Raw genomic sequence first — 14,574 nt, 5'->3', positions numbered from 1 at the left:
GTCAGCTCTTCCCGGCCTTCTCGGGGGCGGCCGGGGCGGCGCCGATGTACTTGTAAGCCCCGTTCTGCACGGCGTAGACGAAGGTGCCGACGCCGGCGAGCTCCCCGGTCTCACCGAACGCGTACCCGCCCATCGCGCCGGTGTACTGCTGCTCGCGCAGGGCCTGCCACAGGCCCTTGCGGCTCAGCGGCCCCTTGGCGGCGTTCTTGGAGAGCCAGGCCAGGACCATGCCGACCACGTCGTAGGCCTCACCTGTGTAGAAGGCCGGGTCGGTGCCGTAGCGCTTGCGGTGGGCGGTGAGGAAGCCCTGGGTGAGCTTGCGGTTCTCCGGCTCCTGCTTCTCGTCGGCGGCCCGCTGGACGGCGTCGGCGACGGGCGCGCAGACGAACCAGCCCTCGGCGTCCGTCCCCGCCTCCTTCAGGAAGGCCTCGCCGAAGACGTGCTGGCCGGTGAACCGGGGGCCGGTGAAGCCGAGTTCGGTCAGGGCGCGGGCGGCGAGCACGGCCGTGGAGCGGACGCCGCAGTGGACGTAAGCGTCGATGCCGGCGTCGATCATCTCGCCGAGGACCCTGCGGTAGTCGACGGCCCGGCCGGGGACCACGCGGAAGTGCGGGGTGATACCGGCCTGCTGGAACCCGAAGCGGACGCCACCGGTGTACTGCCAGCCGTACTGGTCGTCGGTGCGGTCCTGGAGCACTCCCGGGCGGCGGATCCGCGGCAGCAGCGTGGCGGCCCAGGCGAGGTAGGTGCCCGCCATGATGTGGTTCGGGATGGCGCGCAGCACCGTCTTGTTGGGCGGGCTGGACGCCGCCCGCAGGGTGAGCAGGTTGTAGCCCGCCGAGACGGTGAGGAGCGGCACGCCGGCCTCCTCGAAGGCGGGGAGCGCGGCCTGGCCGGTGTCGTCCGAGGTGGGGCCGAGTACGGCGACCACGGAGGGGTTGGTGGTGAGCCTGCGGGCGGCCGCGAGCGCGCCTGCCCGGTCCCCTCGGTCGTCGGAGACCTTGAGTTCCAGGAGGAAGGGATCGCCCTTGTGCCGGGCGTTGAACTGCTCGACGGCGAGGCGCGCGCCGCGTTCCTGGGCCTGCCCGATGCTCTTCGCGGGTCCCGAGAGGTCGGCGAGGAGGCCGACGGCCCAGGTGGGGCGGCGGTCGGGAGCGGGCTTGCCGCGACCGTCGGTGCCTTCGCCCTCGCCGCGCAGGGCCGCCCAGGCGGTGAGGCCACCACCGGCGGCGAGGACGGCGGCGCCGGCGCCGAGCAGCAGGAGGCGTCGGCGGCCGGGGCCCGCCGGGGGCCCGGGCGGGGTGCCGGCCGCGGTCGGGTCGATGGCGGGCAGGGCGAGCATGCGCGCCGAGCGTTCGGCGATGGTGCGGACGACGGGAGCGGGCAGCCAGTCGGAGGCGGTGCCGGGTGTGTCCTCGGTGAGCCGGTCGGCGAGGGCGGCGGCGCTGGGCCGGGCGGCGGGGGCCTTGGCAAGGCACTGTCGTACGAGGTCGAGGAGTGCGGCCGGTACGCCGTCGAGGTCGGGCTCGTCGTGGACGGTGCGGTACAGCAGGGCGTCCAGGGTGCCGGTGCCGAACGGCGGGCGTCCGGTGGCCGCGAAGGCGAGGAGGCAGCCGAGGGCGAAGACGTCGGACGCGGGGCCGATGTCGGCGGCGCGGGCCTCGGCCTGTTCGGGGGCGAGGAAGCCGGGGGTGCCGACCACCATGTCGGCGGAGGTGAGGGCGGTCTCGTCGGTGACGCGCGCGATGCCGAAGTCGATGAGCCGGGGTCCGTCGACGGCGAGCAGGACGTTGCCGGGCTTCACGTCGCGGTGGACGAGCCCGGCGGCGTGGACGGCGGCCAAGGCGCGGGCGATCGCGCCGCCGAGGATCCGTACGCTCCGCTCGGGCAGCGGGCCGTGGCCGCGGACCGCCTCGCCGAGGGAGGGGCCGGGCACGAAGGCGGTGGCCATCCACGGCTCGGGGGCATCGGGGTCGGCGCCGAGCACGGGCACCGCCCAGGGGCTGACGACCCGGCGGGCCGCCTGGACCTCACGGCGGAAGCGGGCCCGGAAGTCGGCCTGGTCGGCCTGGTCGGCGAGGGTGACCTTGACGGCGGCGAGCTCACCGGTGTCGGTGCGGCCGAGGTAGACGACGCCCATGCCTCCGGCGCCGAGCCGGCCGAGGAGGCGGTAGCCGCCGATCGAGGACGGATCGGCGGGGAGCAGCGGCTGGAGGGCGCCGGGGTCGGGGGCTCGGGAAGATCCGGGGCGGGGCGTTCCGGAGGATCCGGGGCCGGGCGCGGGGGCCGGAGGAGGCGTCTGGCTCACGACTGGGCTCCCAACTCGGCCTTGATGCGTTCCTGCATGGTGACGTTGGCCCGGACCTGGGCCGGGTTGGTGTCCGTCTCGGTGTAGCCGGGGGCTCCCTTGACGACGGTGGCGACGGTGACCTGGCCGATGCGGGACTGGAACCAGCTGTAGAACTGCCGTCCCTTGAAGGCGTCGGCGAGGTACGTGCCGCGCTCGGTGAGGGAGTCGGTCGAGGTGGTGTTGCCGCCGACGCCGTACGGGCTGCCGAGGGACATGAGGTCGGTGACGCGCTCGCCCTGGCGCAGCCGCTGGGCGGGGCAGCGCAGCGCCTCCTCCAGGGTCTCGGCCATCTCCCAGTCGGCGTCGGACTCCGTGCGGTGCACGGTGACGGTCGCGGCGACGCGGAGCGCGCCCCTGCCTCCGGCCGCGGGGATCTCGCTGTACGCGGTGACGCTGGACAGGACGGTACGGGGGCGGGGGCCGCTGCCCCACGTGCAGTTCGCGTCGAGCACCGGCCAGGTGCCGGGATCGCTGAGGAAGGGGGTGCGCTTGACGTAGTCCGGGCCCCAGGCGTCGGGGCCGGCGACGATCGCGAGGGCAAGGCGTCCGGCGTCGGCCGTGGTCCTGGGCGCGCGCGAGGGGTCCGGGGTGAAGTCGGGACCGGTGGGGGCGGCGCTCGCGGTCGGGGTGGTCGGTGTCTGGCTCGTGCCGGGGCTCGGGTTCTCGTTCGGGCTCGTGTGCGGTGGCGCCGACGTGCCGCTGGTCGGTCCGGCCTTGCCGCCTGCGCCTCCTCCGCCGTCGGGTCTCTCCCCGTCGCTCCCCGAGCACCCCGCCAGGAGCAACGCCCCGCCCGCCGCCAGCGCGCCGCATGCGCGCAGCAGTCTTCGGCTCACGTCCGCCACGATTCCCCCCACGTATGGTCACTGATTCCCCACGATGGTGGGGAGATCGTACGGCGGGCCGCGCCAAGTCGCCCTGCTTACAACATCATTGGGACGAAGTGCGGACGGAGTCGTAGCGCTCGCGGGCCTCCTGCACGGTGGCGAGGCGGCGTTCGCTCCAGCGGGCGAGTTCCCAGACCTGTTGGGCGGCCTCACGCCCGAGGTCGGTGAGGCGGTAGTCGACACGGGGCGGGATGACGGGCTTGGCGTCGCGGTGGACGAAGCCGTCGCGCTCCAGGGTCCGGAGGGTCTGGGCGAGCATCTTCTCGGTGACGCCGCCGATGGCGCGGCGCAGCTCGCTGAAGCGGTAGGAGCGCTCGAGCAGGGCTGCGAGGATCAGCACGCCCCAGCGGCTGGTGACGTGCTCCAGGACGACACGCGAGGGGCACATCGCGTCGTTCACGCGAGGTTCCTCCGACTTCGCACCCGCCTTGTCGCTTACTCCCATGGAAGTACCTTACTTCAAAGTGTGTACTTACGAAAGGTTAGCGCCCCCCGTACGGTGAGTGCATTGCCCGCCGATCCCCTCCGCACCAGAAACGGGAGCAGCACCATGAGCATCGTCGTCACCGGAGCCACCGGCCGCCTCGGCCGCCTCGTCATCGACGCCCTCCTCGCCTCAGAGCCCGCCGCGTCCGTCGCCGCCGTCGTCCGCGACAAGGCCAGGGCCGCCGACCTCGCCGAGCGGGGCGTCGAGCTGCGGGTCGCCGACTACGACCGGCCCGAGACCCTGGCCGACGCCTTCGCCGCCGGTGACCGCGTGCTGCTGATCTCCGGGAACGAGGTCGGGCGGCGACTGCCCCAGCACACGGCGGTCGTCACCGCCGCCAAGGCCGCCGGGGTCGCCCAGCTCGCGTACACCGGAATCCTCGGCGGGCCCGAGGCCGACTTCGTCCTCGCCGAGGAGCACAAGGCGACCGAGCGGGCGATCCTCGACTCCGGCCTGCCGCACACCTTCCTCCGCAACGGCTGGTACACCGAGAACTACACCGACAACCTCGCCCCCGTGCTCGCCCACGGCGCCGTCGTCTCCAACGCCGGCGACGGCCGGATCGCCTCCGCCGCCCGCGCCGACTACGCCGCCGCGGCCGCGGCCGTGCTGACCGGCCCGCTCGACGAGCACCTGGGACGGGCGTACGAGCTGAGCGGTGACGTGTCGTGGTCCCTCGCGGAGTACGCGGCCGAGGTGGCCCGCCGGTCCGGCCGCGCGATCGTCTTCTCGAACGTGTCGGCCGCGACCCACCTGGACATCCTGGTCGGCGCCGGCGTGCCGCGGCCCTTCGCCGAGATCCTGGTCGACGTCGACGAGGCCGTCTCGCGCGGCGCGCTCGCGACCCGGGGCGACGACCTGTCCCGGCTGATCGGCCGCCCGACGACCCCCGTCGCGGAGACGATCGAGACCGCCCTCGCCGCTTCCTGACACCCCTTCCCCGACCGCCCACCTCTTCGTCAGGACCGTATTGCGATACGGGCATGACATACGGCCCTGTCCGGCGCTACCTTCGACAGGACGACGCGCGGCGCAGGGCCGGCAGGGCAGGAGGTCCGGTGAAGACGGAGAACGAGGCAAGAGCAGGGCTGATCTACGGGATAGCCGCCTACGGCATCTGGGGCCTCTTCCCCCTCTACTGGCCGCTCCTCGAACCGGCCGGCGCCGTCGAGATCCTCGCCCACCGCATGGTCTGGTCGCTGGTCGTGGTCGGCCTCGCCCTGCTCGCGCTGCGGCGCTGGGCCTGGGTGCGCGAGCTGCTTCGCGACCCGCGCCGGCTCGGCCTGATCACCCTCGCGGCGGCCCTGATCACGGTCAACTGGGGCGTCTACATCTGGGCCGTCAACGCCGGCCACGTCGTGGAGGCCTCGCTCGGCTACTTCATCAACCCGCTCGTCAGCATCGCCCTCGGCGTGCTCGTCCTCAAGGAGCGGCTGCGGCCCGCGCAGTGGGCGGCGGTCGGGATCGCGGTCGCGGCGGTGGTCGTGCTCGCCGTCGGCTACGGGCGGCTGCCGTGGATCTCGCTGGTGCTCGCCTGCACCTTCGGCACGTACGGACTGGTGAAGAAGAAGGTCAACATCGGCGGCCTGGAGTCGCTGGCCGCCGAGACCGCCGTCCAGTTCCTGCCGGCCTTCGGCTACCTGGTCTGGCTCGGCGCCCAGGGCGAGTCCACCTTCACCTCCGAGGGCGTCGGCCACACCGCCCTGCTCGCGGCGACCGGCCTGGTGACGGCGCTGCCGCTGGTCTGCTTCGGGGCGGCGGCGATCCGGGTCCCGCTGTCGACCATCGGGCTGCTCCAGTACCTGGCCCCGGTCTTCCAGTTCCTCCTGGGCGTCCTCTACTTCCACGAGGCGATGCCGCCGGAGCGCTGGGCGGGCTTCTCGCTGGTGTGGCTGGCCCTGACGGTCCTCACCTGGGACGCCCTGCGCACGGCCCGCCGCAGCCGGGCGGCCCTGGCCGCGGCGACGGCCGGGGCGACGGCCGGGGCGGCGGAGGCGGGAGCGCCGGTCAGCCCGGCCGAGGTCGAGGCCGAGGCCGACGCGGAGGCCGAGGCGAAGGCGGCGGAGGCCGAGGCGGCGGCGCTTTCCACTCCATCGGCCCAGCCCGGCCGCTGACCGCGCGCGACGTTCACCGGGGCGGTGTTACGCAGGGAGTCCAGGGGCTCGCTCCCCGTGCGGGCCCGCCCCTCCTCCCGAGATGAGTGAACGCGCCATGTCGCAGTCCCTCGCCCTCTCGGTCGACTTCGGCAAGGGCTTCACGGACGCCTGGTCCGCGGTCGCCGAGTTCGTACCGAAATTCATCGGCTTCCTCGCGATCCTGCTCGTCGGCTGGTTCGTGGCGAAGCTCATCGCCCGGGTCGCCGACCGCCTGCTGCGGCGGGTCGGCTTCGAGCGGATGGCCGAACGCAGCGGTACCGCGAACGCCCTGAAGGGCTCGAAGTACGACGCCACCGGCATCATCGCCAAGATCCTCTACTACGCGGTGCTGCTGATCGCGCTCCAGCTGGCCTTCGGCGTCTTCGGCCCCAACCCGGTCAGCGCCATGATCAACGGCATCGTCGCCTGGCTGCCCCGGGCGATCGTCGCCTGCGTCATCGTCGTCGTGGCCATGGCCATCGCCCGCGCCGTCCGGGACATCGTGACGGGCGCGCTCGGTCAGATGTCGTACGGCAAGGTCGTCGCGACGGCGGCCTGGGCCTTCATCGTCGCCCTCGGCGTGATCGCCGCGCTCGGCCAGGCGGGCATCGCCACCGCGATCACCGGCCCGGTCCTGACGGCCGTCCTCGCCACCATCGCCGGTGTCGTGATCGTCGGTGTCGGCGGCGGACTGGTCACGCCGATGCGGTCCCGCTGGGAACGCTGGCTGGCGGTCGCCGAGTCGGAGACCGGCCGCGCCAAGGAGCAGATCTCGGCCTACCAGCGCGGGCGCGAGGACGCGAGGAGCGGGATGCCGGCGCCGCAGGAGCGAATGGAGCGCCGCCCCGGACAGCAGCAGATGCCGGGCCAGGAGCCGCTTCCGGGCGGGGAGCCTCCGGTGGACCCGATGTGAGGGACCCGGCGGTACGGTCCGAGGTGAGGGCCCTGACGCGAGGGACCCGGTGAGGGCCCTGACGCGAGGGACCCGGTGAGGCTGAAGCCGACGTGACGGCCCCGGCCCGGCGCGGGGTCGGCGCGACCGCTCACGCCGCCAGCAGGTCGTACTCCCGGATCAGCCAGCAGACGGCGGTCAGACGCAGGGTCGCGAAGTCGTGTCCCACGGGCTCGGTCCAGTCGACCTCGGTGAGCCAGTCCGTGAAGCCGAGCACATAGTCGGCGAGTTCCTCGCGGCGCACGGTCCGGGCCCCGGGGATCCGGTCGCGCGGGCCGCGCTGGGCGGGGATGAGCGCGTCGCACACGGCCGCCGCGTGCTGATCGACGGCGGCCACCAGCCCCGGCTCGAAGGAGAACTCCGAGAGCCGGGGCATGTACGTGGCGGCGACACCGACCAGGGGGCAGTCGGGCGAATCGTTCATCCCTCCACATTAGGCGCGACATCGGGCGCGGCGGGCGCCCTTCAGACCGTGACCTTGGTCGCAGATCCTGGAAGCTCGGTCCCGGCGTCCGAAGACGGCGGCCGAGGAGGCCCCGGCGCGGGAGACGGCCGCGCGCGAGGCCACAACACGGGGGGCACGGGCCGGCCGCGGGGCCGGGGCGGGGGCTGGAGCCGGAGCGGGGGCCGGAGCGGGGTTGCTGCGAGCCTGACGGCACTGCGGAGGTCCCGGCCCCGGCCGCTCCGGCCGCTGCGTACGTGCCTCGGTCACGGCCTTCCGAACACCTCCTTGAGGAGGCTCTGCGTCGCCTTCTGGAACGGCGCGGCCAGGGACATCCCGGCGTCGTCCACGTAGTTCAGCGTGGCGGTGAGGGTCGTGGCGCCGTCGGGCGTGCCGTACATCAGCGCGGCGTGCCCGGCGATGCCGCCGTTGTGGGTGATGAGGGTGCCCCCGTCCTCCGTCTCCTGGACGAACAGGCCCAGGCCGTAACCCGCCTTGGGATGCGGCGTGCACATCTCGGCGAGCAGCGGGGCCGGCAGGAGGCGGCCGCCCAGGAGCGCGGAGAGGAAGGCGTGGAGGTCCCGGGTGGTGGAGATCATGTCGCCGCCGCCGGAGATCCAGGACGGGTTCTGACGGGTGACGTCGACGGTCCTCTCCCGGCCGTCCTCCTCGTACCGGTAGTAGGCGTGGGCGTGCGGCCCGGGGATCTCCGGCGAGGTCTCCGGCACGACGGTGCCGGACAGGCCGAGCGGTCGGAGGATCAGCCGGTGCATCTCCTCGGCGTAGGGGCGGCCGGTGACCTGCTCGACCAGCAGTCGGGCGAGGACGTAGTTGGTGTTGGAGTAGCTCCAGTCCGCGCCCGGGGCGAAACGCGCCGGCTTGGAGAGCGCGAGGCGTACGAGCTCCTCGGGCCGGTGGGTGGCGAAGCGGTTCTCCACCCACGCACGGCCTTGCCACGGGATGCCCGGGGTCGTCGTGCCGTCCTCGTGGTGCTCCCCCGTGAAGTTGAAGATGCCGCTGGTGTGTTGGAGCAGCATCCGCACGGTGATGTTCCGGTCCAGGTCGAACGCGGGCAGGTGACCGGCCACCGGGTCGTCCAGCGCGATCGCGCCGTCGGCCACCAGGCGCAGCACCAGCGCCGCGATGAAGGTCTTGGTGTTGCTGCCGATGCGGTGGAGTCCGTCGACCGGCGGCCGGGCGCTCTCGCCGAGCGCGGCCAGGCCGGCGCTACCGACCCATGCGCCGCGCCGGTCGTTCACGCGCAGCGTCACTCCGGTGAATCCGGAGTCGACGATCTCCTGGATGGCCTTCCGCAGCTCCGGGCGGTCCTGCCGGGCACTGGTGAGGGACATGACGGTGTGCTCCTTGGAGTCGTGAGCGGCGGGGCGGGGCGGGGCCCCGGGAGGGACGGCGGTGCTCAGAGGCTGCGGGCGGTGATGTCGCCGTACGAGGTGGTCGCACGGAGGGTCAGGCCGGCGGTGCCGTCGTTCTTCAGGGCGTTGCTGACGCGGCCGTAGTCGGTGCCGGCGTCCAGGGAGGCGGAGACGCCGGCGGCGGCGCCGACGGTGATGTCGCCCTTGTCGGTGCGCAGGGTGACCGCGCCGCGCAGGGCCTCGGTGACGCGGATGTCGCCGCGTGCGGTGGCGATCTCCGCCGGGCCGCCCAGCCGGCCGATCTCGATGTCGCCGTCGAGCGCCGTCAGCCGGAGGCTCGCGGCCTCGTCGATCTTGATGCGGTGGTACGCGCCCTCGAAGGCCACGTCACCGAGCCGTCCGACGCCGCGGAGCTCGGCGGCGGCCGCCCTGCCCTCGACGCTGGACCCCGCGGGCAGCTGGACGGTGACCTCGACGGCCCCGGAGTTGCCGACGAGGCGGTTCTTCGCCTCCGGGACCGCGATCCGCAGGACGCCGTCGGCGTAGGTGACCTCGGTCTGCTCGGCCGCCTTCACGTCCCGGCCCTTCGAGGCGTCGGCGGGCAGGACCTCGACGGTGGTGTCGGCCCGGTCGGCGGCGATGAACCGCACCCGCCCCGCGGGGACGGCCAGGACGGCGGCGATCGGGGCGAGGGTCTGGAACTTCTGCATGATGCTGCTCTCCTGCGAGTGAGTGCGACTTCGTTTCGAACAATGGAAACGCTACGTTGCATTCGAGTTTCCGACAACACTGTCGTTGCGCACGAAAAGCATTCACGCAGGCCACAGCCACAAAATCGTTGCAACGTCCTCGGGCATAACGCAACAACGAGGACTCAACGAATTGCAATGAACTGAACGTGAACGCTATGCTGCGGGCGTACCCGAGCAACCACGAACCACGAAGCGAAGGCGAAGGAGACCGCGATGCCGGGAGGCAGACTCACCCAGCACGAGCGCCAGCAGATCGCGCTGGGACTGGCCGACGGGCTCGCCTACGCGGAGATCGCCCGCCGCCTCGACCGTCCGACCTCGACGGTCACGCGCGAGGTGATGCGCAACGGAGGCCCGACCGGCTACCGCGCCGACCTCGCCCACCGCGCCACCGAACGCCGCGCCCAGCGGCGCAGGCAGGCCGCGCCCCGGGGGACCGAGGCGCCGCCGCAGGCCCATGGGCGCGACCCCGAAGCCATGCGCGAGTACGAGGAGTTGTTCACCACCGTCATGATGGCCTCGGGCATGCCGAAGATGATGGCCCGGGTGATGGCCTGCCTCACCCTCACCGACTCGGGCAGCCTCACCGCGGCCGAACTCGTGGGGCGCCTCCAGGTCAGCCCGGCGTCCGTCTCCAAGGCGGTCGCGTTCCTCGACGGCCAGGGCATGGTCCGCCGGGAGCGCGACGAACGCCGCCGCGAGCGCTACATCGTGGACGACGACATCTGGTACCGGTCGATGATGGCCAGCGCGAAGGCGATCGCCCAGGTCGTCGAGACGGCCCGGCAGGGCGTCGGGGTCCTCGGCGCCGGCACCCCGGCCGCCGTCCGCATGGAGAGCATCGCCCGCTTCCTCGACTTCGTCTCCGAGAGCACCGCCCGCGCCGCGGAGCAGGCCCGCGAGGTGCTGCACACGAAGGCGGCGACGCCTTCGGAGGACTGAGTCGAGGAGACGGCAGACCAGGTGGCGGCGGCCGGGGACCGGCCCCGGGCTCAGGTGGTGGCGGCTGCGACCGGCCCCGGGCGCAGGTGGCGGCGGCCGGGGCCGGCCCCTGGCACCGACAGCGGCTCGGCCCGCGCCCCCCTCAGCCGGCCGTCTCCCCGGCGCCGTCCCCCGGCCGCGGCGTACGCGCCCGGTGGGCCCGCACCTTGTGGCGGTTGCCGCACCGTTCCATGGAGCACCAGCGGCGGCGGCCGGGGCGCGAGGTGTCGGCGAAGAGCAGGGCGCAGTTCTCGGCGCCGCAGACGCGGATCCGGTCGGCGTACGGGCCGGTGAACAGCTCGACGGCGTCCCGGGCGACCGTCCCGAGCAGCCCGGTGCCGGTGGCGCCCGGTGCCCACGCGCGGGTGCCGTCCGGGGCGATCCGGGCCGCCAAAGGGGGCAGGGCGGCAGCCCCGTTGACGACGGCGAGGTCCTCGGCGGCGAGTGCGTCGCCGGCGGCACGGGCCAGGCCGAGCCGCCACAGGGCGTCGCGGGTGTCCCGTACGGCCGCGAGCTCGGCCGGAGTGACGGCGAGCTCGCGGTCGAGGCCGCGCGGTGCGAGCCGGCAGTCCCGCACCCAGGCGAGCAGGCCCTCGACCCGGTCGAGCACCTCGTACCGCGCGGCGACGGGACCGGGTCCGCCCGTCAGCAGCAGCTCGAGACACAGGGCGCCGGCGTCGAACGAGAAGACATGGCCGTCGAGATGATGCAGAGTCATGGGCTTTCCGGTCACGTAACCAGTATAAAGAGTTACATGACCGCACTGCACTGGAAGCTCGTCATCGACGCCGCCGACCCGCACGCCCAGGCCGCCTTCTGGGCCGCCGCCCTCGGCTACCGGCAGGAGGACCACAGCGCCTTCATCGGCCGCCTCCTCGACGCGGGCGCCGCCCCGCCCGAGGCGACCCTCACCGTCGACGGCCGGCTCGCCTGGCGCGACCTGGCCGCCGTCCGGCACCCGGACGAGCCTCATGACCCGGACAGCGACGCCGGCCTGGGCCACCGCATCCTCTTCCAGCGCGTCCCCGAGCCGAAGACCGTCAAGAACCGCGTCCACCTCGACGTCCACGCGGCCCCCGGCACCCGCGACGCCGAGGTCGCCCGCCTGGAGGGGCTGGGCGCGACGGTCCTGCGAGAGGTCGCCGAACAGGGCGGTGCGTGGACGGTCATGGCCGACCCCGAGGGCAACGAGTTCTGCGTGCAGTGAGCGGGCGCGCGTACGGGAGCGGGCCGGCCCGGGCACGGGCGGTGAGCGGCCGTAGCATCGGGCCGCATGGCCACCTTCGTGCACCTCACTCCCGCCGCCCACGCCGCCCGGATACGCCGGACCGGCATACGGGCCGGGAGCGGCCGGAGCGGGCGCGGGGTGTACCTGTTCCCGGTGCTCCCCTCGTACACCCTCACCCACCAGTGGCTGCGGGAGCTCGCGCGACGGCCGGGCCCCCGGGGGCTCGTCGCCGTGCACGTACGCCTGCCGGACGGAGAGCCGGTGACCGTCGGGCGCTACGGCGAGCGCGAACCGGCCCGCGCGGCGGCGGCCGAGGCGGTCCGGCGGATCGGGGCGCTGGAGGACGCCCGCGGCTGGGAGGTGTTCCTGCCGCGGGCGGTCACGCGGGCCGAGGTACGGCAGGTCCGGGCGGTCCGTCAGGTCAACGGCTGGCGGTACTTCCCCGACGCGCACGGGGTCGTGCCCTGCACCTGCGAGGGCTGCCGGGTGCGCGGCGAATACGGCTCGCGCCGGCTGCGGGCACGCCGACCGCACCCGCTGGACGGCCCACCGCCCCCGCCCCGGGTCCTGCTCGACCGGCTGGACGGGGCCGCGGCCCGCGACGACACCGCCGCCCTGCGCGAGACCCTCGCCCTCTACGCCCTGTGCCGCCGCGGCCCGCTCCCCCGCCTCGCCGCCCTGGCCACCCACCCCGACCCCACCGTCCGCACCGCGCTCGCGGGCGCGGTGGCGCACTGGTCGACCCCCGGAGTGGACACCGTGCTGGGCGAGTTGGCCCGCGCCCCGGAACCCGCCGTACGCCGGTCGGCGGCCGAAGCCCTCGCGTACCGCCCGACCCCCGAGGCGACCGCCCTCCTCGTCGCCCTCGCCGCCGACCCCGCCCCGGCCGTCCGGGAGACCGTCGCCGAGGGCCTCACCCACCGCGAAACCCCCGAAACCGCCGCCCTGCTGGACCGGTTGGCGTCCGACCCGGACCCGGACGTGCGCGAGGCGGTCACCATGCTGCGCGACTAGACAGGGCCCGGCTCGCGTACGGCGCCCTCACCCGGGGCGGCGGACCTCGTAGTGGAAGCAGCCGTATTCCACGGCGCGAACGTGCACCAGGGCGACCGCCGGGTCGGCGAAGGCCGCGGCGAACGCCTGGTCGAAGCCCTCGGTCGGCGGGTCGGGGATCTCCAGGAGGCGGCCGCCGACGATGCGGCCCTCCGCGTCGTAGCGGCGGAGGGTGCGCAGAGCGCCCGGTCGGGCGAAGGGGTACGTGTGGGGGGCGGGGGTGGCCTCCGGGCCTTCGCACGCGTCGGCGTGGATGAAGACCGGGCCCTGCTCGTCGTACGCGCCGGGATCGGCCCCGGTCTCCGCCGCCCAGCGCCGCAGCGGCGCGTACGAGACGAGCGCGATCCGCTCCCCCGCCGCCACGGGCCGCAGGCAGCAGCGCAGGGGGTTGCCGGCGCCGTCCGCCTCCGTCGCGGTGTACGGGACGGCGGTCCGGCCCGCGTCGTCGGTCCGGCGCAGTTCGGCGAGGGCGGCGGGCGGGATGGGGCGCGCGGTGTAGGTGGGGGTCATGCGGCCAGCCTCGCGCGGGCGCGGGGCCGGTACCGGCGGCATTCGGACACCGCGCTCGCCCGTCGTGGGCCCCTTCACCCCATCCTGCGGACCACCTGCGCCTCGGCCCGCTCCACCGAGGCGCGGCCGTGGACGTGGACGAGGGCGAGGTGGAACAGGGAGGGGGCGACGGGAGCCCACTGATGCAGGCGTTCGGGGTCGAGCAGGAAGCGGGTGACGTCGGCCGTGCGGAAGGGCACGTACGCGATGTCCTGGTGCTCCCAGCGGTCCGCGACGCCCCGGCTCATCCGCTCGCGCAGGCCGTCGCCGGTCAGTTCCTTCAGCCGGGCGTAGAAGTGGGCGCACCACTGGCGCCGTTCGACGTCCAGGGCGAAGGCGAGCAACTCCAGGGTGTACTCGTGCGGTTCGAGCGAGAGTTCCTCGCGCATGCCGCGCCGGGCGACGGCGTGCAGGTCGGGGGCGTTGCGGCCGGCCGAGTCGATGTGCCGGGCGAGGCCCTCGTTCACGGAGGAGTTCCACACTCCGGAGCCCGTCCGCACCCGGTTGCTGCGGCGGGTGACCACCAGGAGGTGGTCGGCGGTGACGACGGCGACGTTGGCACCGAAGCTGCACTGGAGGAAGGCGGGCGCGACCAGCGGGTCGGCCGGATCGAGGTAGCGGCTGCGGGGTGTGGAGCCGTCGGGGAAGCGGCGGTCGAGCTGCTGGGCGGCGAGGAAGGTGAAGTAGTCGGTGGGGCGCAGCCGCAGGTGGACCTCGGGCCGCTCGTCGAGGGCGGTGCGGGAGACCTCGACGGACTCGACGGCGTAGCGCGGTCCGTTCCACACGGGGGCCCGCTCCCCGGTCTCGGCGGCCCGGCTCTCCTCCGCCTCGATCTCGGCGCGCCAGGGCTCCATGTCCTCGGGCAGCCGTACGGCGTCGTCGAGCACCTGGACGTGAACGGAGTCGGGGGCGATCGCGCGGTCGCCGTCGCCCTCGACGATCAGCGCGGAGGTGTGCAACGGCCCGAGCGAGAAGGTCGACCAGGCGACCGGGCCGCCGTCCTGGCCGCGGCGGTAGGTGATGCTGCGCACCACACCGGCCGAGCGGCGCCGGATCCGGAACCACACGTCCTGGGTCCACTGCTGGAACAGGGTCGCGAACACCACTCCCAGGATCGCGCCGACGATGCCGTTGCCGAGGTCTATTTCCACGCGGAGCAGCGTAAGTCACCCGTGCCGCCCGCAAGTTGCCGACGGATATAGCGTTCACCACCATTCTGTTGCAACGCACCTCGACTCCGCGTTGCATTGACGGGCAGTTCGATTGCAACGAAATTGACCATCTGAGCTGCAATAACGGGGATTCAACAGGGAAGGGTTGTTGCCAGCTCCCTGAATGCAACGTAGCGTTTCCATCACAAGAAACACCGACGAACACACACCACGAAC

Annotated in this window: 15 protein-coding genes; 6 read left to right on the top strand and 9 right to left on the bottom strand. The window is 73.7% G+C overall.

All coding sequences use genetic code 11. The features are described 5' to 3' along the window. Position 1 precedes the first annotated feature (1 nt). The 3 genes from ACFY7C_RS29665 to ACFY7C_RS29655 all read right to left on the bottom strand — a co-directional run bounded on the left by ACFY7C_RS29665 (position 2) and on the right by ACFY7C_RS29655 (position 3,679). Positions 2–2,206: a bifunctional serine/threonine-protein kinase/ABC transporter substrate-binding protein gene (locus ACFY7C_RS29665; protein WP_389656928.1), complete on the bottom strand. Its 2,205-nt coding sequence runs from the start codon at positions 2,204–2,206 to the stop codon at positions 2–4. A gap of 98 nt (positions 2,207–2,304) precedes the next feature. Then, complete coding sequence (locus ACFY7C_RS29660; RefSeq protein ID WP_389656140.1) at positions 2,305–3,183, bottom strand: hypothetical protein; 879 nt, start codon at positions 3,181–3,183, stop codon at positions 2,305–2,307. A 94-nt stretch (positions 3,184–3,277) separates the two neighbouring features. After that, positions 3,278–3,679 carry a winged helix-turn-helix transcriptional regulator gene (locus tag ACFY7C_RS29655; RefSeq protein WP_389656137.1) on the bottom strand — a complete coding sequence of 134 codons (402 nt, stop codon included), beginning with the start codon at positions 3,677–3,679 and terminating at the stop codon, positions 3,278–3,280. Between the two features lie 105 nt (positions 3,680–3,784). Here ACFY7C_RS29655 and ACFY7C_RS29650 point away from each other — a divergent pair, with 105 nt between their 5' ends. The 3 genes from ACFY7C_RS29650 to ACFY7C_RS29640 all read left to right on the top strand — a co-directional run bounded on the left by ACFY7C_RS29650 (position 3,785) and on the right by ACFY7C_RS29640 (position 6,769). Then, positions 3,785–4,651, top strand: coding sequence for an NmrA family NAD(P)-binding protein (locus ACFY7C_RS29650; RefSeq protein ID WP_389656133.1), 867 nt, complete (start codon positions 3,785–3,787; stop codon positions 4,649–4,651). 128 nt (positions 4,652–4,779) lie between these two features. Next, positions 4,780–5,835 (top strand): EamA family transporter RarD, encoded by a 1,056-nt coding sequence (gene rarD / locus ACFY7C_RS29645; RefSeq protein WP_389656130.1) that lies wholly within the window; start codon positions 4,780–4,782, stop codon positions 5,833–5,835. A gap of 97 nt (positions 5,836–5,932) precedes the next feature. Continuing rightward, entirely contained in the window at positions 5,933–6,769 is an 837-nt protein-coding gene (locus ACFY7C_RS29640) for a hypothetical protein (protein ID WP_389656926.1), read from the top strand. 130 nt (positions 6,770–6,899) lie between these two features. On the opposite strand, the gene ACFY7C_RS29635 is transcribed toward ACFY7C_RS29640, so the two are convergent. The 3 genes from ACFY7C_RS29635 to ACFY7C_RS29625 form a co-directional block, all read right to left on the bottom strand. After that, positions 6,900–7,232, bottom strand: coding sequence for a DUF6401 family natural product biosynthesis protein (locus ACFY7C_RS29635; protein WP_389656127.1), 333 nt, complete (start codon positions 7,230–7,232; stop codon positions 6,900–6,902). A 284-nt stretch (positions 7,233–7,516) separates the two neighbouring features. Then, positions 7,517–8,602, bottom strand: coding sequence for a serine hydrolase domain-containing protein (locus tag ACFY7C_RS29630; protein WP_389656124.1), 1,086 nt, complete (start codon positions 8,600–8,602; stop codon positions 7,517–7,519). Positions 8,603–8,667: 65 nt separating this feature from the next. Then, positions 8,668–9,333, bottom strand: coding sequence for a DUF4097 family beta strand repeat-containing protein (locus ACFY7C_RS29625; RefSeq protein ID WP_389656121.1), 666 nt, complete (start codon positions 9,331–9,333; stop codon positions 8,668–8,670). A 255-nt stretch (positions 9,334–9,588) separates the two neighbouring features. Between ACFY7C_RS29625 and ACFY7C_RS29620 the strand changes: the two genes are divergently transcribed. Beyond that, entirely contained in the window at positions 9,589–10,317 is a 729-nt protein-coding gene (locus ACFY7C_RS29620; RefSeq protein ID WP_389656118.1) for a helix-turn-helix domain-containing protein, read from the top strand. Positions 10,318–10,459: 142 nt separating this feature from the next. Here ACFY7C_RS29620 and ACFY7C_RS29615 read toward each other — a convergent pair whose 3' ends face one another. Then, complete coding sequence (locus ACFY7C_RS29615) at positions 10,460–11,074, bottom strand: CGNR zinc finger domain-containing protein (RefSeq protein WP_389656115.1); 615 nt, start codon at positions 11,072–11,074, stop codon at positions 10,460–10,462. 36 nt (positions 11,075–11,110) lie between these two features. On the opposite strand from ACFY7C_RS29615, the gene ACFY7C_RS29610 reads away from it, so the two are divergent. Together ACFY7C_RS29610 and ACFY7C_RS29605 are read left to right on the top strand one after the other, a co-directional pair. Further along, on the top strand, positions 11,111–11,563 hold the full coding sequence (locus ACFY7C_RS29610; RefSeq protein ID WP_389656112.1) for a VOC family protein: 453 nt from the start codon (positions 11,111–11,113) through the stop codon (positions 11,561–11,563). Between the two features lie 66 nt (positions 11,564–11,629). Then, positions 11,630–12,598, top strand: a complete 969-nt coding sequence (locus ACFY7C_RS29605) for a HEAT repeat domain-containing protein (protein WP_389656109.1) — start codon at positions 11,630–11,632, stop codon at positions 12,596–12,598. Between the two features lie 27 nt (positions 12,599–12,625). Here the strand turns inward: ACFY7C_RS29605 and ACFY7C_RS29600 are convergent, their stop codons facing one another. After that, a complete protein-coding gene (locus ACFY7C_RS29600) occupies positions 12,626–13,147 on the bottom strand; it encodes a DUF1203 domain-containing protein (RefSeq protein WP_389656106.1) in 522 nt (173 codons plus the stop codon). A gap of 74 nt (positions 13,148–13,221) precedes the next feature. Then, positions 13,222–14,337, bottom strand: coding sequence for a hypothetical protein (locus ACFY7C_RS29595; RefSeq protein WP_389656103.1), 1,116 nt, complete (start codon positions 14,335–14,337; stop codon positions 13,222–13,224). Positions 14,338–14,574: the final 237 nt, after the last annotated feature.

The sequence above is a fragment of the Streptomyces sp. NPDC012769 genome (assembly GCF_042901205.1).
Taxonomy (GTDB): domain Bacteria; phylum Actinomycetota; class Actinomycetes; order Streptomycetales; family Streptomycetaceae; genus Streptomyces.
This window is presented reverse-complemented; position numbering and strand designations above follow the sequence as displayed.